The 12,615-nt window shown below is 48.9% G+C and carries 10 protein-coding genes; 5 read left to right on the top strand and 5 right to left on the bottom strand.

Annotation, left to right across the window (positions count from 1 at the left end):
* Positions 1 to 49 precede the first annotated feature (49 nt).
* Entirely contained in the window at positions 50 to 457 is a 408-nt protein-coding gene (locus tag AC5JBY_RS32180) for a hypothetical protein (protein WP_495908817.1), read from the top strand.
* Between the two features lie 9 nt (positions 458 to 466).
* On the opposite strand, the gene AC5JBY_RS32175 is transcribed toward AC5JBY_RS32180, so the two are convergent.
* On the bottom strand, positions 467 to 1,507 hold the full coding sequence (locus AC5JBY_RS32175; RefSeq protein WP_495908816.1) for a sensor histidine kinase: 1,041 nt from the start codon (positions 1,505 to 1,507) through the stop codon (positions 467 to 469).
* A gap of 171 nt (positions 1,508 to 1,678) precedes the next feature.
* Between AC5JBY_RS32175 and AC5JBY_RS32170 the strand changes: the two genes are divergently transcribed.
* Both AC5JBY_RS32170 and AC5JBY_RS32165 read left to right on the top strand, forming a co-directional pair.
* Positions 1,679 to 3,064: an FG-GAP-like repeat-containing protein gene (locus tag AC5JBY_RS32170; protein ID WP_495908815.1), complete on the top strand. Its 1,386-nt coding sequence runs from the start codon at positions 1,679 to 1,681 to the stop codon at positions 3,062 to 3,064.
* 57 nt (positions 3,065 to 3,121) lie between these two features.
* On the top strand, positions 3,122 to 4,135 hold the full coding sequence (locus AC5JBY_RS32165) for a LacI family DNA-binding transcriptional regulator (RefSeq protein WP_495908814.1): 1,014 nt from the start codon (positions 3,122 to 3,124) through the stop codon (positions 4,133 to 4,135).
* A 121-nt stretch (positions 4,136 to 4,256) separates the two neighbouring features.
* On the opposite strand, the gene AC5JBY_RS32160 is transcribed toward AC5JBY_RS32165, so the two are convergent.
* On the bottom strand, positions 4,257 to 5,768 hold the full coding sequence (locus tag AC5JBY_RS32160) for a hypothetical protein (RefSeq protein WP_495908813.1): 1,512 nt from the start codon (positions 5,766 to 5,768) through the stop codon (positions 4,257 to 4,259).
* 378 nt (positions 5,769 to 6,146) lie between these two features.
* Between AC5JBY_RS32160 and AC5JBY_RS32155 the strand changes: the two genes are divergently transcribed.
* Positions 6,147 to 7,322, top strand: a complete 1,176-nt coding sequence (locus AC5JBY_RS32155; protein ID WP_495908812.1) for a threonine aldolase family protein — start codon at positions 6,147 to 6,149, stop codon at positions 7,320 to 7,322.
* A gap of 67 nt (positions 7,323 to 7,389) precedes the next feature.
* On the opposite strand, the gene AC5JBY_RS32150 is transcribed toward AC5JBY_RS32155, so the two are convergent.
* The 3 genes from AC5JBY_RS32150 to AC5JBY_RS32140 form a co-directional block, all read right to left on the bottom strand.
* Positions 7,390 to 8,586 (bottom strand): alginate lyase family protein, encoded by a 1,197-nt coding sequence (locus tag AC5JBY_RS32150; protein WP_495908811.1) that lies wholly within the window; start codon positions 8,584 to 8,586, stop codon positions 7,390 to 7,392.
* Positions 8,587 to 8,591: 5 nt separating this feature from the next.
* On the bottom strand, positions 8,592 to 9,410 hold the full coding sequence (locus tag AC5JBY_RS32145; RefSeq protein WP_495908810.1) for an SMP-30/gluconolactonase/LRE family protein: 819 nt from the start codon (positions 9,408 to 9,410) through the stop codon (positions 8,592 to 8,594).
* Positions 9,411 to 9,620: 210 nt separating this feature from the next.
* Entirely contained in the window at positions 9,621 to 10,487 is an 867-nt protein-coding gene (locus AC5JBY_RS32140; RefSeq protein ID WP_495908809.1) for an AraC family transcriptional regulator, read from the bottom strand.
* Positions 10,488 to 10,950: 463 nt separating this feature from the next.
* Here AC5JBY_RS32140 and AC5JBY_RS32135 point away from each other — a divergent pair, with 463 nt between their 5' ends.
* A complete protein-coding gene (locus AC5JBY_RS32135; protein WP_495908808.1) occupies positions 10,951 to 12,609 on the top strand; it encodes a UxaA family hydrolase in 1,659 nt (552 codons plus the stop codon).
* Positions 12,610 to 12,615 lie beyond the last annotated feature (6 nt).

Here is a 12,615-nt window from a genome sequence, read left to right as displayed (position 1 = left end):
AAATGCAACGCCTGGGGCTTGCTTTATGTCAAACTACAAAATACCTGCTATGCGTACAATTTTGCTCACCATATTAGTGGTTTCTGTCATTAGTTGCAAAAAAGACAAAGAATCAAACGGCTCTTTCGCAGACGGAACATACATCGGTACTTTTCAACGCCAAATTGCTGGTGGTGGTAAGATCGTCGATGTAACCCTGAACCTGAACACTGGTGGCTACGATGGCATACACCAGAGTAATATATATGAGCGCTACCCGGTGATCGGATTAGGGACCTACAGCACTTCCGGAGATAAGATAACTTTCGTGGATTCGCTGGCCTATACAGCCGACTTCGACTGGACACTGATCCTGGCAAACGAATATAACTATAGCGCCAATGGAGACAGTCTAACGATCTTCCGTCAATACGGCAACCTTAAGGATATTTATAAGTTGAAAAAGCAAAAGAAGTAATAACAACTGTTATTCCTCTTCCACTTTTATCAACGGCACTACCACCGCAAACGTCTTTTCATCCTCCTGAACGATAATATCATCCTGCTTCAGCAGCTTGTATTTATTGACGATATTGTTGAGCCCAACCTTATTGGAAGAAATGCGTTTCTTGCGCTGCAGATTGTTCGATACGATCAGCCGCGGACCGGAAAGCGTAGTGATCAATATCTGCAGCGGGCGGTCCTTAAACATCATGTTATGCTTCACGGCATTTTCCACCAGCATCTGCAACGTAAGCGAAGGAATACGATGCCACACCAGCTCATCCGGAATATCCACTTCCAGGAATAAACTCTCACCATAGCGGGTTTTAAGCAGGTGATAATAAGATTGAATGAATTGCATCTCTACCCACAAAGGAGCCAGGTCATCTTCACTATTGCGCAGCAGGTAGCGGTACACCTTGCACATTTCATCGAGGAACTTCTCAGCCTTAGTCGGGTCTTCACTGATGAGCGAGGAGAGTGAGTTGAGACTGTTGAACAGGAAGTGCGGGTTTACTTGTGCCTTGAGACTTTCCAATTGGGTCTGCAGGTTCTCCTTTTTCAGTTGCTCGGCTTCGTCCGTCACCTTTTTCCACTTTTCATAAAAAGCCACCCCTTCATGGAAGCTGGCGGCTACGATAGTAGCACCGGCGCAGACGCCCGCCGCCAGTAACATACGCAGCAGGTTTAATTTATATTGAAAGAAGCTGAACCGGTCGTACAGCACAAAGACCAGTACCACTGTGATCACCGTCACCAATACATACAGCCCCATGGAGATCGACACGCGCCGGATGGTTTGATTGTACTTAGGGTACCGGCCATTCATGATAATGGCAATGAGGATCTGCAGGTACCAGGACAGCAGGCCAAACCCGCCGGAAATGATCGTGGACCACCAAAAGATAGCTGCCCCGGAAAAATAGCGTTTCCCGAAAATGCAATAATTGGCCAGTATGATCACCGGAGGCAACAGCAGGCTGATGATCAACCAATCTTTTTTGGTGTAATGTGCCAGTTTCATGTTTAGAAGGCAGGCTAAAATAAGCCCTTGGAACGGACATACCTACTCCGGCTGAATGAATTGAGGTTAATCAAGGGTGAATTGTGCAACGACTGATGCTTTTACCCTGTCAATAGCACACCACCTTCCTGAATTGCCTGCTGCGTTTAGATCACCAGCTAAATACTTTGTATGAAATGTTTATTGTTGCCAGGATTACTCCTGTGCGGTATGCTGTGCTGTGCCCAACATCCCTTATTCGATTCCATGACGGCTTACCCCGTCAAAGACAAGGTGCGCATGTTCCAGGTAAAAGACATTACCGGGGATGGCGTGGCCGACCTCACCACCATGTATCCGGCCGTGGAAGACCGGTTTGGTATACTGACTGGCAAAGGCAATGGCAGTTTCGGACCGGAACGGTTACATACAAAACCGGTGCACTATTTCCGGAATGATGTGGCCGATCTCAACAAAGACGGCTTCCCGGAACTGATCATTTCCAGCTATTGGGACAATGGCTTCCGGATATATTATGGCAATGCGGCTGGTAGTTTCGATGCCAGTGTGTATATGCCTACAGACATACACGGGCGAGAGATCCGTTGTACCGATATCAACAAGGACGGGCACATCGATATCATTGCCACTACCAGTGGTTCGGGCAGGACCATCTCATTGCATGTTTTCATCAATAAAGGCGACGGCACATTTCATCCCAAACGGTCATATCCTTCCATGCTGGACACCTGCACGGAGATATTTTTCACCGATAAGAACAACGATGGACTGATGGATGTGGTGGTGAGCAGTTCTTTTCCCTGGCTGCTGTTCTACTACCAGCAGCCCGATGGTAGTTTTGTAGCCAAATACCGGCCTACAAAGACCACAGCACGGGTTGCTTTCGGTGATGTGAACCAGGACAACCGCGACGACCTGCTCTTGTTGTATTCCTCCGTCGACAATATGCCCGGCTCCGACAGCATGCTGGTATTACTTAATACAGGCGATACGGCTTTTGCTACACCCTTTAAGATACCCCAGTTTGGTAGTAATAAAATACGACCCACACAGGTTCGCATGGCAGATATCAACAACGACGGCTTGCAGGATATGGTAGCGAACCAACTGGACATGAATGGCGATTATGATGATACGGTTTTCTATATGACCGGAAAGCCCAATGCAGGTTTTAATGAACCGGTAGCAGTGGCGCTTCCTGCCAACGTGCTGTACACCCAATTGGCCGACATTGACAAAGATGGCTACATCGACCTCGTGGCCAGTTGCGACAACAACAACATTTATACCGTTTTCAATAACAGGGGTAAAGACACTGCACCTGCAACGGAACTGCTGGTATATCCCAATCCCACCAACAGCCGGATATTCCTGAAAAGCTTGCCCGCAGGTCGTCATAACATAGCATTGTATAGTGCAAATGGCATCTTGCTGCGTGCTGTCACCATCTCCGGCAAGTGGTGGAGCCTGCCCGTGGAGCATTTGCCGGCCGGCATGTATTACCTGCATATATCAGGAGGGGGCATCAACACCACACGCGGATTCCGGAAAATGTGAGGTTTTCCGGAGCTTTTTGCGTAACCGTTTCCGGAAACCTTGTGTATCTTTAAGGCCATGGAACCTGTCAACCTGAAGAGACTTGCCAAAGAGCTGAATCTTGCCATTTCTACGGTGTCCCGCGCCCTGCGCGATAGTTACGATATCAGTCCCGAGACCAAAAAACGCGTATTTGAGCTGGCACAAAAGCTGAACTACGAACCCAACCCGTATGCCAGCAGCCTGCGCAAACAAAAGAGTCGTACGATAGCAGTCGTGATCCCCGAAGTGGCCAATAACTTTTTCTCCCTGGCCATTAATGGTATCGAATCCATCGCACAGGAAAAAGGCTACCATGTATTGATCTACCTCACCCATGAAGATTATCAAAAAGAAGTGTCCATCACACGTCACCTGCAGAGTGGGAGAGTAGATGGCATTTTGATGTCGGTGGCGGCCAACACGGAAGACAGCAGCCATATTGTAGAGTTGCACAACAAAGGCATTCCCATCATCTTCTTCGACCGGGTGAGTGATGAAATTGATACATCCAAGATCACCACAGATGATTATGACAGTGGCTTCAAAGCCACCGAGCACCTCATCCAAAGCGGTTGCAAACACATTGCCTATCTTTCGTTCTCCCAACATTTGTCCATTACCAATAAGCGAATGCGCGGCTACCTCGAAGCATTGGAACATTACAATATCAAGCCCGACCGCAAGTTGATCATTCAGTGCAGCAGCGACAACGGGCAAAGCTATCCGGTACTGCGCAAACTGTTCTCAGGCAAGAAAAGGCCCGATGGTATATTTGCTTCTGTGGAGAAACTGGCCATTGCCAGCTATCATGTATGTGAAGAGTTGAAGATCGATATCCCGAAAGATATTAAGGTCATCAGTTTCTCGAACCTTGAAACAGCCTCCCTCCTGAATCCTTCCCTTACTACCATTACCCAGCCTGCTTTCGATATCGGCAAGAAAGCCGCATCAGTCCTCTTCCGCCGGCTGGAGAAAAACAAGACACCTTTCATGAGTGAAACCGTAGTACTGAAGTCAGCCTTGATTCCCCGCAACTCTACTAAAGTGTAGATCAATTCCCGCTCTGTCATTCGAACGGAACACACACTTACTTTGTCATTTCGAACGGAGCGATAGCGCAGTGAGAAATCTGCTATCGAAGCAAAAGGGCTCGCAGCTCGTAGCTCGCAGCTCACAGCTTCTTTCTCGCTTTCAATTGTGCCATATACAAAGAAGCAGGCTGTAGCCCGGCTTTATTCTGCCCTTCCCATTCGCCATCAGGGCGGCCTTTCAGACGGCCATCATACTTTTCACCCTTCATGCCTATATTGTAATTCTTGCCCGATACCCAGGGGCTTTGCACAGCAGCGCGTTTTACAGTGCAGTTCCACAACACCTGCGTCACACCGGCCCAGCCATGACCGCTACCCCAGTTGCCCCTGTCCTGCACATTGATTTCGCCATCGGTAATGATGTTGTCATACAAAGTGCCTACAGCCCACCGATGGTGCGGGCCAATATCGGCATGCGTCTTTTTAGCAGTACAATTATAAAATACATTCGGGCCGAGTGTTTTAGAACCGGTCACATAATCATGCCTGCCTTCTGTGGTTTGGCAGTTCATGAACAGGTTACATTGACCATTGTTGCAGAAAGAATAACGCCTGCCGCCGGTGATCTGTGATTTGGCATCGAAACATTCGCTGTCCGTAACGGTAATGTAGCGTGCATCATCACCCAGGTTCACGCAAGCATAGCCAAAATAGCGCGAGGTCACATTACGCACCCAGCCTTGCTCCGCTTTGTTGATGTTGATCGCATCCCACGCATGGTTCTCGGCAGTGTCGCTGGTATATACAGATTCCATGTACAGGTGCTCGACACCCACTTCACGGATGCGGCCGGCGAAGGTATACTTGTAAATTTCACCACCACCATATTGTGCATCCAGCGCTTGCATCACCGGGTTGTCGATAAATACTCTATTGCCTTCGATCTTGGTGATCACCCTTTCAAATTCGAGGTTGTATTCGCTGGCCTTCCATTGTTTGGTGCCGCCACGTTCCTCCATCTGGTTCATCTTGGTATCTGCTATCCACTTCTCGGTGCCGGGTCTGTTGAGGATAATAGCATCACCCGCCTGGAAGCCTTTGGCATCAGCTACATTGAACGAGAAACTGCCTACAGGCACATAGTCGTCGGTGATCCTGATGCGGCTGCCGGAAGGTTGCGGATTACCGCTGCCTGCAATACTGATCAAGGGTTTTTGAGTATGGTAAGTAGCTACCAGCCTGGTGCCGTTTTCTGTATCGCCCTCTCCGCGCAGCACAATGCCGCTGGCGTTCACCACAAGCGATGCAGGTATTTGATATGTTCCTTTTTTCAGGAGAATGGCGCCACGGAATCCGTTTTTGTCCGGCGCTTTGGCAGCCAGTGCATCGATAGCCGCCTGTATCTTTTGAGCTGCATCATCAGCAGGAGTGATGGTGGCCACAACCGGCACTTCAGGAATAGCCTTGTCGCCCTGGTAATAACCCACCCGGCTGAAATCGGGAATGATATTGCCCTTTTCATCAGGTATATAAGTGAGGTTACCTTTCTTGTCGGCTTGTACAAATCTGGATTCCCATTGCAGGCCACGGTCAACGGTAAAGGCCATCACAACAAGCAGGGGAGCGGCAAGTAGCAGGACTGTTCGTTTCATAACCAATATTCCTACAAAATCCGGTCATAAGAAAGCGGATGACAGAATAGCTGAATCCTTTGCTAATCCGGTCTACGCCCCCCTGGTGTCTCCCCCGGATTGTTATGCAAATGTTATTGAATCGTTATTGCGCTTCTCCCGGAAGGCGAAACCGGTTATGTTGCGGCCTGCCCGTGAGGTCCGTACAATGCGCCAGACATTCTCATGTGTCATGAATACGTTCAAACCTGAGGCCCCGGTATTTTACTGTGGGCCTTTTTGTTAAGATAGTACAGGTGCCATTCGGGAAAGATGTCATCTGTATGGGTTCAATTTGGAAACCCGCCTTCAATCCGGTAGTTTTAAGCAGTCACTGTATTGTTTAAAACTACCTTTTTTATGCACAGAAGGAACTTCCTGAAAACATCCGGTATTGCTGCGTTGCCTTCATTAGGTGCCGCTATCCCGTTGAGCGGACTGGCCACCGGCCATCAGCTTACAGATCAATCGGCTCCCTTATATTTCTTCTTCGACGGCCCCATGTATAAGCCTGCGGAACTGATCGCCAAATTGCAGGAAGCAAATACGGCGAATGCCATCCAGCCCGATTCGTATGGAGAAGGTGGCGTAGTGGAAGCACTGGAGAAAAAGTTCATGGGCATCACCGGTAAGGAAGCTGCTATCTACATGCCTTCGGGCACGATGGCCAACCAACTGGCCATTGCAGTGCTGTGTGGCGATAATACCAAAGTGTTTGTGCAGGAAGCCAGCCATGTATTCCGTGATGAAGCCGATGCAGCACAGTCGATACACAACAAAAGGCTGATACCGCTCGCGCCGAATGAACCCACGTTCACGCTCGAAATGTTACAGGCATCCCTGAAATACCATGAAGAAGGTGAAGTATTCAAAAGTGGCATCGGCGCTATCGCTATCGAAAGCCCCGTACGCCGTTGTGATGGCAGGGCCGTACCGATAGAAGAGATCAAAAAGATTGCTGCCTTCTGCAAAGAGAAAGGATACAAGCTGCACTTTGATGGTGCCCGCGTACACCTCGCTTCAGCTTTCAATGGTGTTCCGGTGGGTGAATATGCCAGGCATTTCGATACGGTCTATATTTCGTTGTACAAATACCTCGGTGCGCCGGGTGGCGCCATGTTGTGTGGCGATAAAGCAGTGATCGGCAAAATGCGTCACCTCATGAAAGTGCATGGCGGCACGATGTACCAAAGTTGGGTGAATGCGGCGATGGCATTGCATCATCTTGAAGGACTGGATGAACGTTTGAAGAAAATGGCGCAGCAGGCGCAGGAACTGTTCAGTCAGTTAAATGGCTTGCCAGGTATAAAGATCAGCCCATTGCCCAATGGCAGCAATATCTTTCATCTGGAGTTGGGTAATACAGTTGATCTGGCAAAGCTGCGCGAAACCCTCAATAAGAAATACAACATCTTCATGCCCGGCCGCAGAGGCAGTGATCCCATACGCATCACCGTCAATGAAAGTTTATTGAAGCGCGATAACAAAACCCTGGTAGCTGCTTTTAAAGATTCATTACAGGCAGCCAAAGTGTAATACGTTAGGAAGACTGTTGTCTTTCCCTTTTCAACCTGTCAACTTATTAACTTATAAACCCGTTTTTCTAATAGCTATAACTCCATGTCTTCACTGGGTCTTTAATGGTTTTAGTCAGTTGTTGTGCATACGCAGTATAGGCCGGCACTTTCCATAGGCTGCCTGCCTGACTGAGTAGCGGATATAATTCTTCTTTGTTATACGTGTCGATCTGTTGCCAGCTCCAGGCCTTTTCTCCCATGGCATAAGGCGTTAGCCAGTCGATCGCTTTGCGCAGGCCTGCACCGTTGGGAGTAGTACAGTTCCAGAGATCGATATCTACCATTTCTGCCAGCCTGGCCAGGGTAAACCACGCACGAAGATTGAAAGTGCTGTAGCCAAGACCATTGGTCCTTTCTACTTCCAGTGGCTGTTGCCCATCGGCACTAAGCTGGCCGTTCATTGTTTTTTTACTCTCTTCAACCAGTTCACGTGCCCTGGCAGTATCATCGGTAAACAGGGCAAAATCTACCACCTGCACATAATACCAGGTGCCATGGTTGTTCTTGGCGGCATGTTCTTCTTTACCATTCTTACTGGTGAGCATCCAGTTCAAATATTCGCTATACCATTGCTGTAATGCACGGAGTTCATTGATGGTCCATGCCTTTGATCCATGTAATATTCCGGCAGCATCAGCAATGCCTGTTAAGGCAATGGTCTCGATGATGCCAATCCCCCTGCCATCATTGATGCCGGGAATAGCCTGACCATAATCGAGGTGAGGGTTCATTTTGGTGGCTTCGTCAAAGAACCAGGTGCGCAATAACGATGCTGCTTTGGCGGCATATTTTTCTTTGCCGGTAAAGTACCACGCAAGTGCCAGCGTGCGTGCGGCGCCATCGAGCTTGCCGAGGTTGCTGCGGTCGGTGATCTTGTAGATTTCCGGATTACGTTCCCCATCCCTGCGCAGGTAGGGAAGGCCGTTGGGCTTCGAGCTGTCATACCAGAAATAAGGCGCCTGGCTCATGTAATCATGCTTGTTGCCACTCACCGGTGTGAAAGCTTTCTCCATCACCGACACGGGTTTCATCTCCAGTAGTTTGTCGGCGGCTTGCAGCAAGGGTTGCAGGTTTTGCAACGCAGTTTTGTCCTTGTCTTTCACTAATTGTTTTAAAACGGCGAGGCTGGGGCTGCTCATAACATACACACGCGGCAGCGCTTGACCAGCGGCTGTAACATAGAGCAGCGGCAAAAGAAATACGGTGAGCAGCAAAGGTTTCATACTGATTATTTGAGTTGGTAAGCAGCTACTGTTTTGGCATTGAATGTAGGCACATAAACGATCTTCTTTACAGGGTCATATCCAATGTCGGCAGTGTTTCTTTTTTCAAGGTGTGTATCCAGCATGGTCTCTACTTTCCCATCCGCCTGCACATAAAAAATATAACCGGCCCAGGCAGTAACGATGTAATCACCATTCCCTACAGGTTCTATGCCATCGGCGCCTTGTGGCAGATCAGCTATTTTGGTGATCTGTTTTTGCGCATCGGCCTTTACGAACGATTTGCCGGAGCCGATGATCAGGTCGTTGCCCACAGCCTTCAGGCCATTTACGCCTGTCATGCCTTCGAGATACAGTGTCAGCTGATCATTTTCTACCTTCCATATCTTGAACGTCTTGGAATCCGACACATAGATATCGCCTTTGTCAGATATAGTTATGTCGTTGAGCGATTTGGTGCTGTCGTGTGTGATCTTCTTTTCTACCTTGCCTGCTTTCACATCGATCACCACCACCGAATTATAATCGGCCACATACAGGCGGTTCTTATAAAGGCCCATTCCTTTGGGACAGTGCAGACCGGTGATCCAGGTGGAGTCATATTTCTTCCTGTCATAACTCAGCTTGCCAACACCGCCCACGCCGTCGGGTTCCCAACCACCACCATTGATGAGAGATACATACATGAAGTCCTTTTGGGGTAAAATCGATTCGGGGATAGCTACAATAGTATCGGTTTCCCATATCTTTTCGAGCGAATGTGTTTGTGCGTAAGTGCTACCGAATGCAGCAGTGAGCAGGAAAGTGATAAAGGTTTTTTTCATATTGGCTTATTTGCCGTGGAAGATACCTAAAGAAAACGATACACAATGAAGCAATTGATCTGTAAAAAAAGCCGCGTCACTGGAGAGAAACGCGGCTAATGAGTGTTGACTACGTTTTGTCATTTCGAACCCTGCCATACGTACCTGCATGTACAACCAGTACACAGGGTGAGAAATCTGCTGTCGAAGCAAGTGGTCAGTAGCCTGCTTTTAAGCTATAAACTCCTTCTGATAAGTGAGCGGGCTTTTGCCCGTGATCATTTTAAAATACTTGTGAAAACTGGTAAAGTTGTTGAAGCCGCTTTCATAACAAAGCTGCTTGATGCTCAGGTTGTTTTCGATGAGCAGTTTGCAAGCCTGGCCCACGCGTATTTCGATCAGAAACTGCGAATAAGTTTTACGCGTCCGCGACTTGAAATAGCGGCAGAATGAGTTGGGGCTGATATTGGCCACCGCAGCAATTTCTTCCAGCTGGATCTTGCGCTTATAGTTCTTCAGGGAGTATTCATAAATAGCATTCACGCGTTCATTCTCCGCGTCTACGAGGTCATGCTTGAAGCCGATGGAAGAAAGCGTTGTGAGTTGCTTGCATTCGGCAATGGTCATCAAGGCCTCCATCAGGATGATGATCCTTTCAGAACCATCGGTATGCAACAATCTTTCCAGCAGGTCGGCCACCTGCTGCCTTGTTTTGCCGGTGATCTGGATGCCGCGTTTCGCTTTTTCCAGTACGGTTTTGATGTTGACGTTTTCGGGGAGATGCAGGAACTGGTCGCCCCAGAAGTTTTCACAGAAATGCGCTACCCGGATATCTGCCTGCACGCGGGTATCTTCTTCAAAGAACAGGTCGTCGAAGCGCCAGTAGTGGGGCAGGTGAGCACCCACCATCACAATGTCGCCCGATTTAAAACGTTTAATGCTGTCACCAATGAATTGAGTACCTTCTCCCTTTTTGAAGTGGATCAGCTCGATTTCAGGATGGTAGTGCCAGCGGTTGTTGACGTAAGGAACAAGATCACGGCGCACGCTGAATGAATGGCGCGGGCCTGTTGATACTTTAAGTAGTTGCGGTCGCATGCAAGTGGTTATTTGAAGTTCTCGGTGAAATACGTGGGTGTGTCTGGGTGTTTGGAACTACTAAGAAGGGCAGGGTTTTCGGAAAACAGCAGGCGCGGTCCGAAAACCACCCGAAAACATAGATGGGAGACATGGATGATATACCATGGCAAGCAAAGTTTAGTGAACAGTATATAGCATTGTATAACCCGGTACAAATTGTATCTTTTTTCTCATAAGCCATCAATTGCGATCCACTTTATTTATGCAAACGTTTTCGAAAATCAGGACAGTTCAGGATACCTGTTTGCGTAATGCAGGGTGGTGGCGGAAGACGGCCAAACCCTTTCAGATTAGCATGCAAATCCGGGTTTTGTACCCATGGTATGCCAATTGAGCTTAATAATATGACAACCATGTAAAGCTTTGCAACTGCCGGCATTTATTTATTTGTATTAAAGAATATTAGTACCTAAAAGACGATATGGACCAAACACACAAATACCTCCGGATACATCCTGGTGACAATGTTCTGGTGGCTTTACAAGACTTACCGAAGGGCACTTTGATTGAACTCAACAACGATAAATTCCCCCTCACAGATCCCGTAGCCGGCAAGCATAAGTTTACAATGCATCCGTTGAACCCCGGCGATAATATTTATATGTATGGTGTACTGGTGGGCAAAGCAGATGCGGCCATTCCGCAAGGTGGCGCCATCACTACCAAAAATATCCATCATGCAGCTGAAGGGTTTAGCCTCGGCAACCGCCGGCTGCAATGGGAACAGCCGGACGTTGCCAAATGGAAAGACAAGACCTTTATGGGCTTTCATCGTGCCGATGGTTCCGTGGGCACGGGCAACTACTGGATCGTGATCCCGCTGGTGTTTTGCGAAAACCGCAACGTGGAAGTATTGAAAGAAGCATTGATCGACCAACTGGGTTACAGCAAAACAAAAGCCTTTCAAACAGACGTGGAAACGCTGGTAAAAATGTACCAGAGTGGCCGGCCCGAAGCGGAGATATTGGAAGCCCCGCTGGAAGAAGTATTTACGGAGCAGGCAACACAACGCGTATTCCCCAATGTGGACGGCATCAAGTTCCTGAACCATGATATGGGATGCGGTGGCACACGCTTAGATTCCGATGCGCTCTGCGGCCTGCTGGCCGGGTATATCACGCACCCCAACGTAGCAGGCGCCACGGTATTGAGCCTCGGCTGTCAGCATGCACAGGCTTCTATCCTCAAAGCGGAGATCATGAAACGTGATCCAAACTTCAATAAGCCGCTGGTGGTGCTGGAGCAACAGAAAGAAGGCACGGAACAACAACTGCTGAAGAAAGCCATCAGGCAAACTTTCGCCGGCCTCATGCAGGCAAACAATATTACTCGTCAACCGGCACCTTTATCGAAGCTCTGCATTGGCCTGGAGTGCGGCGGGTCCGACGGCTTTTCCGGTATATCTGCCAATCCGGCTTTGGGCTATGTGTCCGACATACTGGTGGCCCTGGGCGGCTCCGTGATCCTATCGGAGTTTCCGGAGCTCTGTGGAGTAGAGCAGGAGTTGAGCGATCGTTGTGTGGATGAAACCACCGCTTTGCGCTTTATGGATCTGATGCGTGTGTACAATGCAAAAGCAGAAGCTGATGGCTCGGGCTTTTATGCCAATCCTTCTCCCGGTAATATCCGCGATGGACTGATCACCGATGCCATCAAATCGGCAGGCGCTGCCAAAAAAGGCGGCACTTCTCCCGTAACGGCTGTGCTGGATTATCCCGAGCGCGTAACCAAACCTGGTCTCAACCTGCTGTGTACCCCCGGCAATGATGTGGAAAGCACCACGGCCGAAGTAGGTTCTGGCGCCAACATCGTATTGTTTACTACCGGGCTCGGAACGCCCACCGGCAATCCCATAGCCCCGGTCGTTAAGCTGTCGACCAATACGAAAACGTTTACGAAGATGCCCGACATCATCGATATCAACTGCGGTACCATCATCGAAGGTAAAGAGACGATCGAGCAGGCCGCCGAACGTATCATGAACTATGTCATCGACGTAGCCAGCGGCCGCACCCAACCCAAAGCTGTACAGCTGGGCCAGGATGATTTTATTCCCTGGAGAAGAGGAGTAAGTTTATAATATATG

This window comes from Paraflavitalea sp., from assembly GCF_059502485.1.
Note: the sequence above shows the minus strand (reverse complement) of the source record. Positions and strands in the feature narration are given on the sequence as shown.